18 protein-coding genes are annotated in these 17,934 nt (G+C 65.1%); 10 read left to right on the top strand and 8 right to left on the bottom strand.

The genetic code is table 11. The annotated features are described in order from the left end of the window. The first annotated feature begins 1 nt into the window (after nt 1). From hutG to RP6297_RS11890, 4 genes are read left to right on the top strand one after another with little or no spacing between them, the layout of a single operon-like run. Nucleotides 2–979: a formimidoylglutamase gene (gene hutG / locus RP6297_RS11905; protein WP_009241437.1), complete on the top strand. Its 978-nt coding sequence runs from the start codon at nt 2–4 to the stop codon at nt 977–979. After that, nucleotides 972–2,207 (top strand): imidazolonepropionase, encoded by a 1,236-nt coding sequence (gene hutI, locus RP6297_RS11900; protein WP_009241436.1) that lies wholly within the window; start codon nt 972–974, stop codon nt 2,205–2,207. Before hutG ends, hutI begins: the two co-directional genes overlap by 8 nt. Before the next feature lie 56 nt (nt 2,208–2,263). Beyond that, entirely contained in the window at nt 2,264–3,379 is a 1,116-nt protein-coding gene (gene hemH, locus RP6297_RS11895) for a ferrochelatase (protein ID WP_009241435.1), read from the top strand. Further along, the gene (locus tag RP6297_RS11890; protein ID WP_009241434.1) at nt 3,376–3,774 is read left to right on the top strand and encodes an RNA-binding S4 domain-containing protein; all 399 of its coding nucleotides are present in this window, start codon (nt 3,376–3,378) and stop codon (nt 3,772–3,774) included. Before hemH ends, RP6297_RS11890 begins: the two co-directional genes overlap by 4 nt. Nucleotides 3,775–3,795: 21 nt before the next feature. Here RP6297_RS11890 and RP6297_RS22765 read toward each other — a convergent pair whose 3' ends face one another. After that, a complete protein-coding gene (locus tag RP6297_RS22765; protein WP_009241433.1) occupies nt 3,796–3,993 on the bottom strand; it encodes a hypothetical protein in 198 nt (65 codons plus the stop codon). 262 nt (nt 3,994–4,255) lie between these two features. Here RP6297_RS22765 and grpE point away from each other — a divergent pair, with 262 nt between their 5' ends. From grpE to rnk, 3 genes are all read left to right on the top strand, one after another. Beyond that, the gene (gene grpE / locus RP6297_RS11880) at nt 4,256–4,903 is read left to right on the top strand and encodes a nucleotide exchange factor GrpE (protein ID WP_009241432.1); all 648 of its coding nucleotides are present in this window, start codon (nt 4,256–4,258) and stop codon (nt 4,901–4,903) included. Between the two features lie 14 nt (nt 4,904–4,917). Beyond that, nucleotides 4,918–5,343, top strand: coding sequence for a thioredoxin family protein (locus RP6297_RS11875; RefSeq protein ID WP_009241431.1), 426 nt, complete (start codon nt 4,918–4,920; stop codon nt 5,341–5,343). 331 nt (nt 5,344–5,674) lie between these two features. Further along, on the top strand, nt 5,675–6,082 hold the full coding sequence (gene rnk / locus RP6297_RS11870) for a nucleoside diphosphate kinase regulator (RefSeq protein WP_009241430.1): 408 nt from the start codon (nt 5,675–5,677) through the stop codon (nt 6,080–6,082). Between the two features lie 12 nt (nt 6,083–6,094). Here the strand turns inward: rnk and RP6297_RS11865 are convergent, their stop codons facing one another. After that, nucleotides 6,095–7,390 (bottom strand): phospholipase A, encoded by a 1,296-nt coding sequence (locus RP6297_RS11865; RefSeq protein ID WP_009241429.1) that lies wholly within the window; start codon nt 7,388–7,390, stop codon nt 6,095–6,097. 264 nt (nt 7,391–7,654) lie between these two features. On the opposite strand from RP6297_RS11865, the gene dnaK reads away from it, so the two are divergent. The 3 genes from dnaK (at nt 7,655) to RP6297_RS11850 (ending at nt 12,939) form a co-directional block, all read left to right on the top strand. Beyond that, nucleotides 7,655–9,607 (top strand): molecular chaperone DnaK, encoded by a 1,953-nt coding sequence (gene dnaK / locus RP6297_RS11860; RefSeq protein ID WP_009241428.1) that lies wholly within the window; start codon nt 7,655–7,657, stop codon nt 9,605–9,607. 135 nt (nt 9,608–9,742) lie between these two features. Continuing rightward, nucleotides 9,743–10,891 carry a molecular chaperone DnaJ gene (gene dnaJ, locus RP6297_RS11855; RefSeq protein WP_009241427.1) on the top strand — a complete coding sequence of 383 codons (1,149 nt, stop codon included), beginning with the start codon at nt 9,743–9,745 and terminating at the stop codon, nt 10,889–10,891. A gap of 149 nt (nt 10,892–11,040) precedes the next feature. Further along, nucleotides 11,041–12,939, top strand: coding sequence for a bifunctional chorismate-binding protein/class IV aminotransferase (locus RP6297_RS11850; RefSeq protein WP_009241426.1), 1,899 nt, complete (start codon nt 11,041–11,043; stop codon nt 12,937–12,939). Here the strand turns inward: RP6297_RS11850 and RP6297_RS11845 are convergent. The 6 genes from RP6297_RS11845 to pcnB are packed head-to-tail and all read right to left on the bottom strand — an operon-like array spanning nt 12,883 to nt 17,922. Further along, on the bottom strand, nt 12,883–13,581 hold the full coding sequence (locus RP6297_RS11845; RefSeq protein WP_009241425.1) for an ABC transporter ATP-binding protein: 699 nt from the start codon (nt 13,579–13,581) through the stop codon (nt 12,883–12,885). The two genes, RP6297_RS11850 and RP6297_RS11845, sit on opposite strands and share 57 nt — an antisense overlap. Next, the gene (locus RP6297_RS11840; protein WP_004631691.1) at nt 13,578–14,285 is read right to left on the bottom strand and encodes an ABC transporter permease; all 708 of its coding nucleotides are present in this window, start codon (nt 14,283–14,285) and stop codon (nt 13,578–13,580) included. The genes RP6297_RS11845 and RP6297_RS11840 overlap by 4 nt, the downstream gene beginning before the upstream one ends. Nucleotides 14,286–14,296: 11 nt before the next feature. Continuing rightward, entirely contained in the window at nt 14,297–15,115 is an 819-nt protein-coding gene (gene panB / locus RP6297_RS11835; protein WP_009241424.1) for a 3-methyl-2-oxobutanoate hydroxymethyltransferase, read from the bottom strand. A gap of 56 nt (nt 15,116–15,171) precedes the next feature. Further along, complete coding sequence (locus tag RP6297_RS11830; protein ID WP_009241423.1) at nt 15,172–15,816, bottom strand: deoxynucleoside kinase; 645 nt, start codon at nt 15,814–15,816, stop codon at nt 15,172–15,174. A 28-nt stretch (nt 15,817–15,844) separates the two neighbouring features. Further along, complete coding sequence (folK, locus tag RP6297_RS11825) at nt 15,845–16,360, bottom strand: 2-amino-4-hydroxy-6-hydroxymethyldihydropteridine diphosphokinase (RefSeq protein WP_009241422.1); 516 nt, start codon at nt 16,358–16,360, stop codon at nt 15,845–15,847. Beyond that, on the bottom strand, nt 16,357–17,922 hold the full coding sequence (gene pcnB / locus RP6297_RS11820; protein ID WP_009241421.1) for a polynucleotide adenylyltransferase PcnB: 1,566 nt from the start codon (nt 17,920–17,922) through the stop codon (nt 16,357–16,359). Before pcnB ends, folK begins: the two co-directional genes overlap by 4 nt. Nucleotides 17,923–17,934 lie beyond the last annotated feature (12 nt).

Below are 17,934 nucleotides of genomic sequence, written 5' to 3'. Positions count from 1 at the left end.
CATGCTCGCCCAAGCCGAACCGAACGTCTGGCGAGGCCGCGTCGATGCGGAGGAAGGCCCCCTGGGCCAGCGTTGGCACCAGACGGTGCGCCGTATCGATGCATCGACGCCGCTGGCCAACACCGTCGCCCTGGCGGGTTTTGCCTGCGATGCGGGTGTCGCGCGCAACCACGGGCGAACCGGTGCCCAGGCGGGCCCCGCTGCCATCCGCAAGATGCTGGCGAACCTGCCCGCGCGTGCCGGCCGTGAGGTCGTCGACGCGGGAGACGTGACATGCCAGGGCGATGCGCTGGAAGACGCGCAGAGCGAGTTGTCCGGCGTGCTGCACGATCTGCTCGACCGCGGCGCATTTCCGATCGCGCTCGGCGGCGGGCACGAGATCGCATGGGCCTCGTTTGGCGGCTTGGCGCGGCACCTGGCGGCAAAATCCGACCAGCCGCCGCGTATCGGCATTCTCAACCTGGACGCGCATTTCGATTTGCGCGCCGGCGAGCGCGGCAGCTCGGGCACGCCCTTCCGCCAGATCGCCGAAGACTGCGCGCGGCGAGGCTGGCCGTTCCACTACGCCTGCCTCGGCGTGAGCACTTACGCCAACACCGAAGCGCTGTTCGCGCGTGCGCGCCAGCTCGGCGTGCGCTGGATGCACGACGACGAGATGGACGTCACGCAGCTCGCGCACGTGCTGAAGGTGGTCGAGGTGTTCCTGAGTCAGGTCGACCACGTCTATCTGACGATGTGCCTGGACGTGCTGCCGGCCGCGGTGGCCCCGGGCGTGAGCGCACCGTCTGCACGCGGCGTGGGGATGGACGTGATCGAGCCCATCGTCGATCGCGTGGTCAGCTCGGGCAGGCTGCGGCTGGCGGACGTGGCGGAACTGAACCCGTCGCTCGACATTGACAACCACACGGCACGTGTTGCTGCCCGCCTAGTGGCACGGGTAGCAGACGGCATTGGCCTGCAAGGAACCACACATGGCTGATCCGGCCAATCCGTACTGGGATGCGCTCTGGACCAACGTCCACCTCGCCACGCTCACCGCCGACGCTGACGGCTACGGCGAGATCCGCGACGGTGCCATCGCCGTCAAGAACGGCCGCATTGCGTGGCTTGGCTACCGGGCCGATCTGCCCGTCAACGCCCGCGCCACGCGGGAGCACGACGGCGGCGGCGCGTGGCTCACGCCGGGCCTGATCGATTGCCACACGCACCTCGTCTACGCCGGCAACCGCAGCAATGAATTTGAAGCGCGCCTGAACGGCGTGCCTTACGAAGAGATCGCGCGCGCGGGCGGCGGCATCCTCTCGACCGTTCGCGCCACGCGGGCGGCCAGCGAAGACGCGTTGGCCGAAGCCAGCCTGCCTCGCCTGAATGCGCTGCGCGCCGAAGGTGTCACCACAGTCGAAATCAAGTCCGGCTACGGCCTGAACCTCGAAACCGAGCGCCGCATGCTGCGCGTTGCACGGCGCTTCGGCCAGTCATTGCCGGTGCGCGTGCGAACAACATTCCTCGGCGCGCATGCGGTGCCGCCCGAATTCGCCGGCCGTGCAGATGACTACATCGATCATCTCTGCGCCGATGTGCTGCCCGCGCTCGCTGCGGAGGGTCTGGTCGATGCTGTTGACGCCTTCTGCGAAACCATTGGCTTCACGCCCGCACAGACGGCGCGCATGTTCGACGCGGCGCAGCGCCACGGCTTGCCGGTCAAGCTGCACGCCGAGCAGCTCTCGGATCAGGGCGGCGCGGCGCTGGTGGCTCGCTACGGCGGCCTGTCAGCGGATCACCTTGAATGTCTGACCGAGGCCGGCATCGCAGCCATGGCGCAAGCCGGCACGGTCGCCGTGCTGCTGCCCGGCGCGTTCTACTGCCTGCGCGAAACGCGCCTGCCGCCGATGGCCGCCCTGCGCGCCGCCGGTGTGCCCATGGCCGTGTCGACGGACTGCAACCCCGGCACATCGCCGATGTCGTCGCTGCTGCTGGCGATGAACATGGCATGCACGCTGTTCCGCCTGACGCCGCTGGAAGCGCTGACCGGCGCCACGCGTCATGCTGCCGCAGCGCTGGGCCTGTCCGGCACGTGTGGCGTGCTGGCTCCGGGCTGCGCGGCCGATTTCGCTCTGTGGCGCATCGACCGGCCCGCCGATCTGGCGTACGCGATGGGGCTTAACCCGTGTGTGGGTGTGGTCAAGGACGGCGCCGTGGCGGCGTAAGGAACACGCGATGAATCGGCTCGTATAATCGGCCGGTCTACCGCGAACCCGCGCCCATGCCCTTCTTGCCCGAACCCCTGTTCCAGCACGGCCAGCCCGATCGCACGGCGATCCTGCTCGTCAACCTCGGTACGCCTGACGGTACATCGCCGCGCGAGGTCGGCCGCTACCTGCGTCAGTTCCTGTCCGACCCCCGCGTGGTTGAAATTCCGCGCGCCGTGTGGTGGTTCATCCTCAACGTGCTGATCGTGCCGCTACGCTCGCGGGCGTCGGCGCACAAGTACGAAAGCATATGGCTGCGCGAGGCCAACATGACGGGCTCGCCGTTGCTCGTCTACAGCGAGCGTCAGGCGCATGCGTTGCAGCAGTTGCTAAACACCCAGGGCCACGATGTGGTGGTTGCCTGCGCGATGCGCTACGGCAATCCGTCGATCCCGTCCGTCATGCAGGCACTGCGCAAGCAGGGCGTCGAACGCATCCTCGTGCTGCCGATGTATCCGCAATATTCCGGCACCACCACCGCGACGGCCTTCGATGAGGTTTTCCGTGTGCTGGGCGAAATGCGCAATCAGCCGGAGTTGCGGCTCGTCAAGCATTTTCACGATGACCCCGCTTACATCAATGCGCTGCACCAGCAGGTGGGGGCGTATTGGGCACAGCATGGTGCGCCCGACTTCGCGCACGGCGACAAGCTGGTGCTGTCATTCCATGGTGTGCCGCGACGGACGCTGGAATTGGGCGATCCGTATCACTGCGAATGCCTGAAGACCGGCCGCTTGCTGGGTGAGGCGCTCGGCCTGCAGCCGGGTCAGTATCTGGTCACGTTCCAGTCACGCTTTGGCCGCGCCGAATGGCTTCAGCCGTACACCGCGCCCACGCTGGAAGAGCTTGGCCGCGTCGGCACCAATCGTGTGGACGTGTTCTGCCCGGGTTTTCCGGCAGATTGCCTGGAAACGCTGGAAGAGATCGCCATGGAAGGGCAGTCGACCTTCCGTGTCGCCGGCGGCAAGGAGTTCCACTACATCCCGTGCCTGAACGACAGCGAAGCGTGGATTGCCGGCATTGCCGACATCGCGCTGGCGCATCTGCAGGGCTGGCCGCTCACCCTTACGCATCCGCATGTACTGGAGGCCAGCCGCACGCGTGCGCAGAGCAAGGGGGCCGCCGCATGAAGGTGAGCACCGACGCTGCCGATCGCGTGCGCATCGACAAATGGCTGTGGGCGGCACGCTTTTTCAAGACGCGCTCGCAGGCGACGGATGCGGTGGAGCGTGGTCGCGTGCAGGTCAACGATCAGGGGGTTCGCCCCGCCAAAGAAGTCAAAATCGGCGATCACGTGCGCGTGCACGCGCATGAACAGCAGTGGGAAGTGGAGGTATTGGCGCTGGCGGAAGTGCGCGGCCCGGCTTCGGTCGCTCAAACCCTCTATGCCGAGACGGACATCAGCCGCTTAAAACGCCAGGAGAGCGCCGACAAACGCCGACTGTATCGGGAACCCGCCACACAAATTGCCGGCCGGCCCACTAAGCGAGACCGGCGGCGCATCGACAAACTCGGCGGAGAATGAAGCGATCCGCGCGAGTGTGTGCTAACTTGACACGCTCATCAAGCCGCGCGGCATCTGCTGCATCTGTGCAGGCTTGATGATGTAATGCTTGAAAAATGCCTTACCGCTACCGTACTCCGTATAACGCGGCGTGACGGCGCCAGACAGGCAAATGAACGTTGTGGCTGCGGTCAGGGTCAACAGCAGGAGCACGGTCAGAACGGGCAATTTGTTATGCATGGTACGAACCCTCAATGAAGCTCGCGCCCCCCAATTTTTTCTTGCATCATAGGCGGCCAATTGGGGCGTCGCAATTGCTGTGCCGTGGCAGTCTGATGAAAGTTGTAACCCCATATTTCGTGATGCACGGCGCACAGTTGTCGCGCATCCGGCGCCCTTGAAAAGCGCGCCAAATGCCCCATAACGGGGACAAATCGTTTGTAAAAATCCAGCGGATCGATTCCGGGCACATGCCGTGCGTCGATCCCCTTTATCCAGCGCTATGAAACACACTTCGGACACCCCCTCGAACTCGGACATGCCATCGGACAGCCAAGCCACCCAGCCGAACGCATCGGCGACGGGCCAAGCGGCCCATGCCTATTCGAGCCAGGCGCAGCGCGCAAGCGCGGACGCCCAGGCTGTCGCCGGTGACGAAGCCGCCGTGGCAGAAGCCGTGGCTGACGTAGACGTCGCTGAACTGCGCCGTCAACTCGAAGCCGCGGAAGAGAAGGCCCGCCAGAACTACGAAAACTGGGCCCGCGCCACCGCCGAATGCGAGAACATCCGCCGCCGTGGTCAGGACGATGTGGCCAAGGCCCACAAATTCGCCATCGAAGGCTTCGCCGAATATCTGCTGCCCGTCATGGACAGCCTGCAAGCCGCCTTGGCCGACACTTCGGGCGATGCCGCCAAACTGCGCGAGGGCGTTGAACTGACGCTCAAGCAGTTGTATGCCGCATTCGAAAAGGGCCGAGTCACCGAGTTGAACCCGGTGGGGGAAAAGTTCGACCCCCATCGTCATCAAGCCATTTCGATGGTGCCGGCAGATCAGGAGGCCAATACCGTGGTCGCCGTCCTCCAGCGCGGTTACACGCTGGCTGACCGCGTGCTGCGTCCGGCCCTCGTGACGGTGGCAGCGCCTAAGTAAGGCAAACGCGCCCCATGCTCCACAGCACAGCCACTTCGCCAGATGCCCACGGTGCGATCCCGGTCGACAAGACCGCGTTCGCGGCGTTCGGCATGCGCGAAGTGAATACCGAGACCTTCGACGCGGCCGTCGCCGCTGCGGGGGATGCGCTGGTGTGCGTGTTTTTCTGGGGCGTCGATTGCTTCAACTGCGAAATGGCCAAGAAGGCCATGCTTGCGCAATCCGGTGCTGTGCGTGAACTGGGGCTGAAGTGGCTCCATGCCAACGTCTACGCGCACCCGGAGTTGGGCCAGCGCTTTGCCCTCCACGGTATTCCCGTGTTCATGTTTTTCCATCGTGGCAAGAAGCTGGGCCGGGCGACCGGCTGGCATGGCCACGCGCAGTTTGCCGCCGCCGTTGCCAATGCGCGCAACAAGCTGGCCGGCAAGCCGCTTGTCTGAGGCTGCGACCATCATGACGTCGATGCCCATGGCTGCGGCCTTCTTTCTTGCTTCGCCTTTCCGTGCTGTGCGCCCCAAGCGCATGGCGCGCACCTTGCCGCGCGCCGCTCAGGCGATGACCGCGGCCCTTGCCGCCGCCCGGCGGTCGTTCTAGTGCCCCTGCGGCACGTTGCCGCCGGGCTCGCTCTCTTTCACCAGCAGTTTTAGTGCGTGTTACCCGCCGGCCGGCCTGCGTGCCCGCTGGTTTCCTTGCCGCTGCTTTGCGTTGGCCCTGTAGGGCGATCGGCAGCGGCTTTGCTTCGTGTTGAACACAGACTTGTAGGAGATCGTCATGGCCAAAGCAGCCGCCATCTACTTGACCGAGCTGGACCTCACCCGGCTGGAAAACGCCGCCAACCGCGCCGGCAGCAACTCGCCGCTGGCAGGTCTGGTCGACGACCTGATTGCACGTGCCAATGTGGTGCCCGGCAACAAGATTCCCGCCGATGTGGTGACCATGAACTCGGTCGTGTGCGTGGTGGATGACACCGGTGCAGAGCAAGAGTGGACGCTCGTCTACCCGGAAGAGGCCAACGTGGCGTCGGCCAAGCTGTCGGTGCTCTCGCCCATGGGCGCTGCGCTGCTGGGCGCGCGCGCGGGCAAGTCGGTCAAATACTCCGCGCCCAATGGTGCTCAGCGTTCGTTGCGCATCGATCGCGTGGCGTTCCAGCCGGAGGCCGCAGGCCAGCACACGCTGTAAGCCGGCTGCGTCCTATCGCGAGAGGCTGTACCCGACGCGCAACTGCGAGCCCAGCTTGCGGTTGTAGTCCAGCAGGCTCTCGCCATAGCCGGTGAAATACTGAATGAACAGATAGCCGGCCGTGCCGGTGAAGATCCGGCTCATGGGGTATGTCACTTGCGCGTCCACGCTCCCATAGGCCTTACGGGTGCCCTTGCGCAGCGTGGCGGCCAGTTCCCAGCCGTTGGGCGCACCGTACGACACGCGGAAATCGCCAAAGCCACGGTAGTGCGCGATATCGGTGTTGCCGCTGCGTGTGAGGTAGGCGTAAAGCTTGGGCTCGAACTTCCAGTGGAAATCATTCAGGTCACCAAAGTGGAATGTCGGTCGTACGAAGACGGTGTTGATGGCGCGTGAGGCATCGCCGCCGCGGCCGTTCGATTCGTGCTCGATGCCGCCCGCGAACGACAGCCGTGTGAGCGCACCGCCATGGATGCCCGTGTCGGGGCGGTAATAGAAGACGCTCGGCCGGTAATTCGTATCCCGGAATGGCGCCGATTCCTTGCCCAGATCCCATAGCGAGAACTGCGTATATCCGAAGTACAGGTTATCCAGCAGCGCTGCCGATGCCGGGTTTTCCGGCTGAAAAATCCGAAATTTGAAGCTCAGCTGGAACTTGGCGTTCAACCCTTCGTGCGCCCCGATGGCGGCGAACATGGGTTCGTGGAAAGTCAGACGCGCGGTTTCTTCGGGCGGGCGGGCAGCCTCGCCGCTGCCCGCCACGGCTACGGGAATGGGGGGTGTAGCGGTTGCGCTGGCAGCTGGGGCGCTGGGGTTGGTGCCCAGCGCGCCGTCTGGCCGGATCGCTTCGGCCGCGGCGTTGCGGACAGCGCCATCGGGTGCGCCTTCCGCAGCGATCTGCGGAGCGTCAGGGCCGCGCACGAGTGTGACCAGTACCGGTGCCGCATCCAGATCGGGAACATCGATTCGAACCGTACCACGCAGCACCTCTGGCAGCGTGCCCGTGTAGGCGATGGTGCGGACCTGCCCCGGACGCAGATGCAGGGTCTCCGCCCCCGCGTTAAGTCGGTGGAGGATCACTTCCACAGTGCCTTGCAGATCCGCGGTGGCCGTGACGCGTAGCCTGGCCGGTACCGCGTAGCTGCGCTGCGCGGCGTCGCCGGAAACGACCAGGGTCAGGGTGAAGGGCTGGTTGGCGTCGATGCGGCGGGAAGGCTGGAGCAGGGCAACGGCGGCATCGGCAGAGGGCACGGCGCATGCGGCAAGGAGCGCAGCGCCAAGAATGGATCGAAGCGGATGCGAAGGCATGGGCGCAAAAGCCGGGTTGGCGTCCGGCACGTGGCAATGCGCGCAAGGGTAACACCGAGACCTTTTGTGCCCGGTTTGAGGCTGCGGGCGTTCGAAACGCACGTTTTTGCCCGGTAGCGCACGTTTTCGGGTGCTTTCCCAAGAAAAACCGGCCAAAATGCTCAACTTTTCAAAATTCGGCCTTGAAAAGCCGGACGGCACTCCCACATCCGATCCAAGTTTGTATTCAGTGCAGTCCTGACACCAGATTCGAGGAGCAAGAACATGGGCAAAATCATCGGTATCGACTTGGGTACCACCAATAGCTGCGTCGCCATCATGGAGGGCAACACCCCCAAGGTGATCGAAAACGCCGAAGGCGCACGCACCACCCCGTCGATCATCGCCTACATGGAAGACGGCGAGATCCTGGTCGGTGCCCCGGCCAAGCGCCAGGCGGTGACCAACCCGAAGAACACGCTGTATGCCGTCAAGCGCCTGATCGGCCGCAAGTTTGAAGAAAAAGAGGTCCAGAAGGACATCGGCCTGATGCCGTACACCATCACCAAGGCCGACAACGGCGACGCCTGGGTGGAAGTGCGTGGCCAGAAGCTGGCGCCGCCGCAGATTTCCGCTGAAGTCCTGCGCAAGATGAAGAAAACCGCCGAGGACTACCTGGGCGAGGAAGTGACCGAAGCCGTGATCACGGTGCCGGCGTACTTCAACGATTCGCAGCGCCAAGCCACCAAGGATGCCGGCCGCATCGCCGGTCTGGACGTCAAGCGCATCATCAACGAGCCGACCGCGGCTGCGCTGGCATTCGGCCTGGACAAGAACGAGAAGGGCGACCGCAAGATCGCCGTGTACGACCTCGGCGGCGGCACGTTCGACATCTCGATCATCGAGATTGCCGACGTGGACGGCGAGAAGCAGTTCGAAGTGCTGTCGACCAACGGCGATACGTTCCTGGGCGGCGAAGATTTCGACCAGCGCATCATCGATTACATCATCGGCGAGTTCAAGAAGGAGCAGGGCGTCGACCTGTCGAAGGACGTGCTCGCGCTGCAACGCCTGAAGGAAGCCGCTGAAAAGGCCAAGATCGAGCTGTCGAGCACGCAGCAGACCGAAATCAACCTGCCGTACATCACGGCGGATGCCTCGGGTCCGAAGCACTTGAACCTGAAGATCACGCGCGCCAAGTTGGAAGCGCTGGTCGAAGACCTGATCGCCCGCACGATCGATCCGTGCCGCACCGCCATCAAGGATGCAGGCGTGAAGGTGTCGGACATCCACGACGTGATCCTGGTGGGCGGCATGACGCGTATGCCGAAGGTGCAGGAGAAGGTGAAGGAGTTCTTCGGCAAGGAAGCCCGCAAGGACGTGAACCCGGACGAGGCCGTTGCCGTGGGCGCCGCCATCCAGGGCCAGGTGCTCGGCGGTGACCGTACCGACGTGCTGCTGCTGGACGTGACGCCGCTGTCGCTGGGCATCGAAACGCTGGGTGGCGTGATGACCAAGATGATCGGCAAGAACACGACCATCCCGACCAAGTTCTCGCAGACATTCTCGACTGCTGACGACAACCAGCCGGCCGTGACGATCAAGGTCTACCAGGGCGAGCGCGAGATGGCTTCCGGCAACAAGTTGCTCGGCGAATTCAACCTGGAAGGCATTCCGCCGGCACCGCGCGGCACGCCGCAGATTGAAGTGTCGTTCGACATCGACGCCAACGGTATCCTGCACGTGGGCGCCAAGGACAAGGCGACCGGCAAGGAAAACAAGATCACGATCAAGGCAAGTTCCGGCCTGTCGGAAGCCGAGATCGAGCGCATGGTGAAGGACGCCGAGGCCAACGCCGAGGAAGACAAGAAGCTGCGCGAACTGGTCGACTCCCGCAACCAGGGTGAAGCGCTGGTGCACTCGACCAAGAAGGCACTGGGCGAGTACGGCGACAAGCTGGAAGCTGGCGAGAAGGACAAGATCGAAGCCGCGATCAAGGAACTTGAAGAGACCCTGAAGGGCACCGACAAGGCCGCGATCGACGCCAAGACCGAAGCGCTAGCCACCGCCTCGCAGAAGCTCGGCGAGAAGGTTTACGCCGACATGCAAGCCAAGGGCGAGGCCGCTGGTGCTGAACAGAGTGCCGGTGCCCAGGCAGGCGCGCAAGCCGGACAAGGCGCTCCGCACGACGATAACGTCGTCGACGCCGAGTTCAAGGAAGTGAACGACAAGAAGTAAGCCAGATCGTCCGCCAGGCGGACGTTACGGTACGCCGGGCAGTGGTCATCGGGTTGTGCGGGACGCACCTGATGTCACGCTCGGCTTTTTTGCTATTCGACACGCAGTAAAAAACAGGCGACGACTGAAGCCACCATGGCAAAACGTGATTACTACGAAGTGCTCGGGGTGGGCAAAAACGCGAGCGACGACGAGATCAAGAAGGCGTATCGCAAGCTCGCGATGAAGTACCACCCGGACCGCAATCCGGACAGCAAGGAAGCGGAAGAGAAATTCAAGGAGGCCAAAGAGGCCTACGAGATGCTCTCCGATGCAGAAAAGAAAGCTGCCTACGACCAGTACGGCCACGCGGGCGTCGACCCTAACATGGCCGGCGGCTTCGGCGCGGGCGGTGCAGGCTTTGGCGGGGGCTTTGCCGAAGCCTTCGGCGACATCTTTGGCGACATCTTCGGTCAAGCCCAAGGCCAGGGCGGGCGCCGCGGCGGCGGCCCGCAGATGTATCGCGGTGCTGACCTGCGCTACAGCATGGAGATCACGCTGGAGCAGGCCGCGCATGGCTACGACACGCAGATCCGAGTGCCGCACTGGGACGAGTGCGACCACTGCCACGGCAAGGGCGCCGAGCCGGGCTCGAGCGTGGAGACCTGCCCGACGTGCCACGGCGCCGGTCAGGTCCGTGTGTCGCAGGGCTTCTTCACGATGCAGCAGACCTGCCCGAAGTGCCACGGCAGCGGCAAGTACATCCCCAAGCCGTGTACCAAGTGCCACGGCCAGGGCAAGCTGAAGAGCCAGAAGACGCTGGAAGTGAAGATCCCCGCCGGCATCGACGAAGGCATGCGCATCCGTTCATCGGGGAATGGCGAGCCGGGCATCAACGGCGGGCCGCCGGGCGATCTGTATGTGGAAATCCACATCAAGCCGCACCCGGTGTTCGAGCGCGACGGCGATGACCTGCATTGCCAGATGCCGATTTCGTTTGCGACGGCAGCCATTGGCGGCGATATCGAAGTGCCGACATTGGGCGGGCGCGCCTCGTTCACGGTGCCCGAGGGCACCCAGGCCGGCAAGACGTTCCGCCTGCGCGGCAAGGGCATCAAGGGCGTGCGTTCGGGCTATGCGGGCGATCTCTATGTGCACATCAACATCGAGACCCCGGTCAAGCTGACGGAGCACCAGAAGGAGCTGCTCAAGCAGTTCGACAAGTCCGTGCACGAAGGCGGCTCGCGGCACAGCCCGCAGGAGCAGTCGTGGATGGACAAGGTGAAGAACTTCTTCTCCTCGTAAGAAGCCGCGCAAAGCTACTGCGCGGCCCGAGCTTGGCACTGTGATGCTCGTCGTACCGATGTACGGCTGCGCTTCTCGTACCAACCTCGGGCCGCTCGCTACGCTTTTCGAGGCTTCTTGAACACCAACTCTTCGATCAGGACTTCGTCATGCAGCCGCTCCAAGCGCCAAAGGCCGGCGCGCCGTTCGCGCTGCTGGACGATGCCACCTCGGGCGGTGCGCCGTGCTCGCGTTGGTACACCGGTTATGCCGGCGAGTTCTTCCGGCCGGCCGGCATCCTGGATGGGGTGGACGATGACCTTCGCGCCGCCTGGCGCCAGGGTTTGCATGCCCTGATCGTTGCGCCGTACGAGTTTGGCGAGCCGCTGGTCGGCCTGCCGGCTTCCACCGAAATCTCTTCTTCATTGCCCGGCCACGACGGCCGCCTGCGCGTGCTGCTGTTTCGCACGATGCAGGTGCTGTCGCCGGCAGAGGTCGATAGGCTGTTCGACGCCTGGCATGACGCAACCGGTGCAGCCGGTCTGTTTGACTGTGCGGCCAGCGTTGATCACGCCACCTATACCAACGCCGTCGCGCGCATCCACGACTGGATTGCGGCGGGCGACACTTACGAAGTCAACTACACGTACCGGCTGCGCATGACTGCGTTCGGCGCGCCGGCGGCGTTGTATCGGCGTCTGCGTGCGCGCCAGCCGGTGCCGTACGGCGCCTTCATCGGGCTGCCCGAAGGCGCCGCGATTCTGTCGTGCTCGCCGGAGCTGTTCTTTTCGCATCGCGCGGGCCAGCTTGTCGCGCGGCCGATGAAGGGCACCGCGCCAGCCTCGGGCGACGTCGAAGTCGACGAAGCCCGCGCCATCGCGCTGGCCGCAGACGAAAAGAACCGCGCCGAGAACTTGATGATCGTCGACCTCTTGCGCAACGATCTGGGCCGCCTCGCGCGCGCGGGGTCGGTGCGCGTGCCGGCGTTGTTCGAGGTGACGCCGTTCGGCAGCGTGCTGCAGATGACATCGACGGTGGAGGCCGAGATTCCGCCCGCCACCGGCTTCGCCGATTGCCTGCGCGCGTTGTTTCCGTGCGGCTCCATCACGGGCGCGCCCAAGCGGCGGACGATGGAAATCATCAAGGCGCTGGAGCCGGAGCCGCGCGGCCTGTACACCGGCGCGATCGGCTGGATCGATGCGCCTGCCGACGATCGCGCGATGGGCGATGCATGTTTCTCGGTGGCGATCCGCACGCTGGTGCTGAGCGCGCCCGGCACCGATGGGCTGCGCCGCGGCGAACTTGGCATCGGCTCCGGCATCGTGCATGACAGCGTCGCCGACGACGAATATGCGGAGTGCCAACTGAAAGCGCGCTTCGTGACGGCGCTTGACCCGGGGTTGTCGTTGTTCGAGACGATGCGCGCGACGCGCGAGGGCGTGCCACTGCTGGATTGGCATCTGGCGCGGCTGGAGCGGTCGGCGGCCGCATTCGGTTTCCCGTTCGATCGCACTGTGCTGACGAATGACGTGGCGCGTGCGTGCGCAACGCTCGAAGGCGAGGGCGCTTATCGGATGCGCTTATTGCTGACGCCGAATGGCTCGGCAAACGTATCGGCCGTGCCGCTGTCGCCGCTGCATGCGAGCTGGGATGCGCCGGTCCGCCTGCTCGTTGCGCCGCAATCGCGCGAGATCACGCACAGTCTGCCGACGCACAAGACCACGTTGCGCGAAGGCTACGACGCTGCCTGGCAGGCGGCCGAGCGCGAGGGTGCATTCGATGCGGTGTTCTTCAACGCCGATGGCACCCTGGCCGAAGGCGGGCGCAGCACGTTGCTGGTCAAGCTCGATGGCGCGTGGTGGACGCCGCCGCTGTCAGCGGGGGTCTTGCCGGGGGTGATGCGCGCCGTGCTGCTGAAAGACGCTTCGCCGTGGCTGGGCGGGCCGCTGCAAGAGCGCTTGCTCACCCGCGCGGATGTCGCCCGCGCCGAGGCCATCGCCGTATGCAATGCCCTACGCGGCGTGGTGCCCGCGCATTTCGAGCCGGCCCTGTCCGTCGACGTGCTCTAGCTTCCAGCGCGCCACGCCGGGCAGGTTGATGAGTTCGCGGTCGTGGCAGACCATCAGCAGCGTGCGGCCCTCTGCTGCCAGTTCTCCCACAAGTGCAATGACTTGCTCGCGTGCGGCGCCGTCCAGGTTCGACGTCGGTTCGTCGAGCAGCAGCACGTCCGTGTGCAGAGCGCGCGCCCGCGCCAATGCAAGACGTTGCGTTTCGCCGCCGGACAGGCGCTCGGGCGGCACATCCACCACATGTTGCAGGCCCGCCCAGCGCAGCGCATCGTCGACGCGGGCATTCAACTCTGCACGTGCCGCGCGATGCGCGCCCGTGATGAGCCCATAAGCAAGATTCGCGCGTACCGAAGTGCGGAACAGGTAGGGATGCTGGTGCACGTAAGTCAGCCGCGCGCGCAGCTCGGCCGGGTAGGGCGATAGCGCCTGCTGCCCGCGGCCCAAATCGACGGTCGCACCATGGGCGGGTGCGAGCCCGGCCAGCATGCGCAGCAACGTTGTCTTGCCGACACCGTTTGCGCCGGTAATGACGATCGCGTGCCCTGCCGACAGCGCCAGACGCGGAATCTCGAACAGAACGCGCGCGCCGTGCTGGCAGCGCAAGCCTTCAAACACCATCGTGGGCTGCGACGACGCACTCATGCCGGCTCCCTGCGATAGTTGCCAGCCCCTTGCAACCACGCCAGCACAAGGTTGACGAGCAGTGCCAGCACGATCAGCACGATGCCCAGCGCGATGCCTTGTGCGAACTCGCCCTTGCTTGTTTCCAGCGCAATCGCGGTGGTCATGGTGCGCGTGACGCCCTCGATGTTGCCGCCGACCATGAGAGCCGAGCCCACTTCGGCGATGACGCGCCCGAAGCCGGCCACCACTGCAGCCATGAGGCCGAAGCGCAATTCACGAAACACCGTCAACAGCAAACGGACGCGCCCGGCGCCCAGCACACGAGCGGTTTCTGCGAGACGCGGATCCGCGCGCTCGAGTGTGGTGAGCGCAAACGCGACGATCACCGGCAGCCCAAGCACCGCTTGTCCGAGGATCATGCCGCCTTGGGTGAACAGCAGCCCGAAGCCGCCCAACGGGCCCTGGCGCGAAAGCAGCAGATACAGCAGCAACCCGATCAGCACGGTCGGAAACGACAGCGATGCCTGCGCCAGCACCACCAGCGCACGGCGCCCCGCAAACCGGTGCATGGCGATGAGGTAAGCGATGAGCAGACCGGGGGGCGCCGCCAGCAGCAGCCCCGCGATCGCCACCTTCAACGACACCCAGACGATCCGCCACAACGCCGCATCGCCGCTGGCAAGCAGGGCGAAGGCGTCGACGGTGGCCGACCAGATTTCCATGCGGATGCCGCTCAGGCGAAGGTGTGTTCCGGGCCGGGGAACGTACCGTCCTTGACGGCAGCCACATAGGCGGCGACGGCACCATCGATGGTGGTCTGCCCGTCCATGAAGTTGCGTACGAATTTGGGGCGATGACCCGGGAACACGCCCAGCATATCGTGCATGACGAGCACCTGGCCGGAGCACTCCAACCCGGCGCCGATGCCGATGGTCGGAATGGCAAGCAGACGCGTGACTTCACCGGCCAGCCCAGCCGGGATGGCTTCCATGACGACGAGTTGCGCGCCGGCGTCCTGCACGGCCAGCGCGTCGGCCTTCAGTTGTGCGGCCGCCTCGTCGCCGCGGCCCTGCACTTTGAAGCCGCCAAATGCATGCACCGATTGCGGCGTCAGGCCGATGTGCGCGCACACGGGGATGCTGCGTTCAACCAGGAACTTGATGGTCGGCGCGAGCCACACGCCGCCTTCGAGCTTGACCATCTGCGCGCCGGCCTGCATCACGCGCACGGCGCTGTGGAAAGCCTGCTCGGGCGTGCCATAGGTGCCGAACGGCAGGTCGGATACGAGCAGCGCTTTCTCGATGCCGCGCGATACGCATTCGGTGTGATAGACGATGTGATCGAGCGTAACGGGCAGCGTGGTCTTCTGGCCCTGCATCACGTTGCCGAGCGAATCGCCGACGAGCAGCACGTCGGTGCCGTTGCGATCCATCAGGGCGGCGAAGCTGGAGTCATAAGCCGTCAACATGGCGATGCGCTCGCCGGCGGCGCGCATGGCCTGCAGCGAAGTCACCGTGACGGCCTTGCGGTTCGATTCCTGGAGATAGCTCATGGACTGAGACTCATTGGGGCATCGCGACCGCCCACGCAGACCATGTGGTGCGTCGACTAGCGCGTTGCCAGCTTGATGAATTCCTTGGGCCCGCGCATCGCGTCGATGCGGGCGAGCAAGGTGCGGAAATCGTCGTCGTTGCCTGCGGGGTCGAAGGCAGCGGTGTCGACGATCATCGTCGGTGCGGCATCGTAATACAGAAACAGCTCGCCGTACGCGGCGCAGATGCGTTCGAGATACTCCGCATCGATGCCGGTTTCGTAAGGAACGGCCCGACGGGTGACGCGTGGCAGAAGGTCCTCTGCGCGCGCCTGCAGACAGACGACGAGATCGATGCGCTGTTGCGGCAGGGCCAGCGCATTGGCCATTGCGTCGTACAGCGCGAGTTCATCGGCGGGCAGCGTGAGCTGGGCGAACAGGCGGTCGCGCGGCAGGAAGCTGTCAGCGACGATGCGCTCTCCGGCAAGCGTCGCCTTGTGCCATGCCTTCAGGCGCTCGGCACGCTGCAGCAGGAAGCGCAGCTGCACCGGCAGCGCATAGCGCGCGGGGTCTTCGTAAAAGTGGGCGATGAAGGCGTTTTCGGCAGGCGTTTCGAACAGCGTCGACGCGCGCAGATGATCGGCCAGACGCTGGGCCAGCGCCGTCTTGCCCACGCCAATGGGCCCTTCGACAACGATGCGGCGCAGGTGATCCAGTGCCATCAGCGGGTGATTTGTGTGGTGCCTATGATCAGGCGGCAGGCTGCTTGGCGCGCATGCACTGGCACATCATGGTCTTTTCGATCCGCTGGTCGGCCACGCCGGGCAGCAGTGCCGCCACGGCACCAATGCCCGGAATCACGAGATCGGGCGCCAGTTCATGCAGGGGCAGCAGGGTAAAGGCGCGTTGGCCCACGCGTGGGTGGGGTACCGTCAGCTCGGGTGAGGTGAGGACGTGGTCGCCGTAGAGCAGCAAGTCCAGGTCGAGCGTGCGCGGCGCGTTGTGGAACGGGCGCTCGCGGCCGAACTGGTCCTCGATGTGATGACAGATGCGAAGCAGCTGGTCGGCAGTGAAATGCGTATCGATGCGCACCACGGCGTTGATGTAATCGTCGCCGCTGGATTCGACGGGCGCGCTGCGATACAGGCTCGATTTGCCGGTGACGGTGATGCCGACCTGCTGCGCGAGGCAGACCACGGCGTCTTTCACTGCCTGGCGTGCGTCGCCCAGGTTGGCGCCGATGCCGATGTACGCCACTGTCTTCACGTTTCCTCCGAACTTCCCGGATTGACGTCAACGACTGTATCCGATTTTGCCGGACCACGTCGGCGGCGACGCCGCTTGCCCGGGCTGGCCGAACCGGTATTTGCAGAGGGGCTCGGTGCGTGCTTGGCTAGTGCCATGAGGGCTTCGCGGGCTTCGCCATCGCCGCTCTGGAAATCGGTCCACCAGTCGGCCAGTTCTTGCGGCAATTCGCCCGACGCACAACGCAACACGAGGAAGTCGTAACCGGCGCGGAAGCGCGGCGATTCGAGCAAGCGATATGGCATGCGGCCCGAGCGCTTCTCAAAGCGCGGCTGCATGCTCCAGATTTCCTTCATGTCGGAGGTAAAGCGGCGCTGGATGGCGAGTTGCTCGGTCTGGCGATCGAGCACTTCGTCCATGGCGGTGTGCAGCGCGGGGATCAGCGGCTCGCCGGCGGCGCGGCGGCGGTTCCAGTGCTCGACCACGTGATGCCACAGCAGCGAGGCAAACAGGAAGCCCGGCGAGACCGGCTTGCCGGCCTTGACGCGATCGTCGGTGTTGTCGAGGGCAAGCTGCACGAAGCGCTGGCCCATCGGCTGCTCCAGTGCGACGTCCAGCAGCGGCAGCAGGCCGCGGTGCAGGCCCGCCTTGCGCAGTTCCTGCAGCGATGCCCAGGCGTGGCCCGACATCAGCAGCTTCAGCATCTCGTCGAACAGGCGTGCGGCCGGCACGTTGTGGATCAGCGGGCCCAGCTCCGCGATCGGCGCGCGCGTGTCGGGGTCGATGTCGAAACCTGTCTTGGCCGCGAAGCGCACCACGCGCAGCATACGGACCGGGTCTTCGCGGTAGCGGGTGAGCGGATCGCCGATCATGCGCAGCGTACGCGCGCGCATGTCTTCCATACCGTGATGGTAGTCATGCACGGTTTCGTCGGCGGGGTTGTAGTACATCGCGTTGACGGTGAAGTCGCGGCGGGTGGCGTCTTCGGCCTGGGTGCCCCAGACGTTGTCGCGCAGCACGCGGCCGCTGGCGTCGACGGCGTGCGTGTGGTGGTCCAGCTCGGTGCGCTTGACGCGCTTGCCGGCGGGCACCTGCTCGGCGTCCACCGCGTCGACGAGCGCGCGGAAGGTCGAGACTTCGATGATTTCCTGATCGCGTCCGCCGTAGAACGTGACGTGCACGATCTGGAAGCGGCGTCCGATGATGCGCGAGCGGCGGAACAGCGCCTGAACCTGATCGGGCGTGGCGTTGGTCGCCACATCAAAGTCCTTCGGCTTGATGCCGAGCAGCAAATCGCGCACGGCGCCGCCCACGATGAAGGCGGCATAGCCGGCGTCCTGCAGCGTGGACGTGACCTTGACCGCGTTGCGCGAGAGTAGCTTCGGGTCGATGCCGTGCTCGTCCACGCTCCACACGCGCGCCTGGCGCGGCACGCCACCGGCGGAGGCCTTGGTGCGAGCCTTGGCCACCTTCGGTGCCTTGGGCGCGCGGGTCTTCCTGGCGGCGGTCGCCCCGGGTTCAGCGGGTGCCTGAGGCTCTGCGGAGGTTTTGCCCAGCAGGCGATTGATGAGTTTCTTGATCACGCCACGCCCTGC

It is taken from the genome of Ralstonia pickettii, from assembly GCF_016466415.2.
Taxonomy (GTDB): Bacteria; Pseudomonadota; Gammaproteobacteria; order Burkholderiales; family Burkholderiaceae; genus Ralstonia; species Ralstonia pickettii.
The sequence above is the reverse complement of the archived record's forward strand: the minus strand, read 5'-3'. Positions and strand labels throughout refer to the sequence as shown.

Bases quoted from the DNA above. Each gene is read 5' to 3' on its own strand.
- hutG (WP_009241437.1), top strand. From the start codon at position 2: ATGCTCGCCCAAGCCGAACCGAACGTCTGGCGAGGCCGCGTCGATGCG.
- hutI (WP_009241436.1), top strand. From the start codon at position 972: ATGGCTGATCCGGCCAATCCGTACTGGGATGCGCTCTGGACCAACGTC.
- hemH (WP_009241435.1), top strand. From the start codon at position 2,264: ATGCCCTTCTTGCCCGAACCCCTGTTCCAGCACGGCCAGCCCGATCGC.
- RP6297_RS11890 (WP_009241434.1), top strand. From the start codon at position 3,376: ATGAAGGTGAGCACCGACGCTGCCGATCGCGTGCGCATCGACAAATGG.
- RP6297_RS22765 (WP_009241433.1), bottom strand. From the start codon at position 3,993: ATGCATAACAAATTGCCCGTTCTGACCGTGCTCCTGCTGTTGACCCTG.
- grpE (WP_009241432.1), top strand. From the start codon at position 4,256: ATGAAACACACTTCGGACACCCCCTCGAACTCGGACATGCCATCGGAC.
- RP6297_RS11875 (WP_009241431.1), top strand. From the start codon at position 4,918: ATGCTCCACAGCACAGCCACTTCGCCAGATGCCCACGGTGCGATCCCG.
- rnk (WP_009241430.1), top strand. From the start codon at position 5,675: ATGGCCAAAGCAGCCGCCATCTACTTGACCGAGCTGGACCTCACCCGG.
- RP6297_RS11865 (WP_009241429.1), bottom strand. From the start codon at position 7,390: ATGCCTTCGCATCCGCTTCGATCCATTCTTGGCGCTGCGCTCCTTGCC.
- dnaK (WP_009241428.1), top strand. From the start codon at position 7,655: ATGGGCAAAATCATCGGTATCGACTTGGGTACCACCAATAGCTGCGTC.
- dnaJ (WP_009241427.1), top strand. From the start codon at position 9,743: ATGGCAAAACGTGATTACTACGAAGTGCTCGGGGTGGGCAAAAACGCG.
- RP6297_RS11850 (WP_009241426.1), top strand. From the start codon at position 11,041: ATGCAGCCGCTCCAAGCGCCAAAGGCCGGCGCGCCGTTCGCGCTGCTG.
- RP6297_RS11845 (WP_009241425.1), bottom strand. From the start codon at position 13,581: ATGAGTGCGTCGTCGCAGCCCACGATGGTGTTTGAAGGCTTGCGCTGC.
- RP6297_RS11840 (WP_004631691.1), bottom strand. From the start codon at position 14,285: ATGGAAATCTGGTCGGCCACCGTCGACGCCTTCGCCCTGCTTGCCAGC.
- panB (WP_009241424.1), bottom strand. From the start codon at position 15,115: ATGAGCTATCTCCAGGAATCGAACCGCAAGGCCGTCACGGTGACTTCG.
- RP6297_RS11830 (WP_009241423.1), bottom strand. From the start codon at position 15,816: ATGGCACTGGATCACCTGCGCCGCATCGTTGTCGAAGGGCCCATTGGC.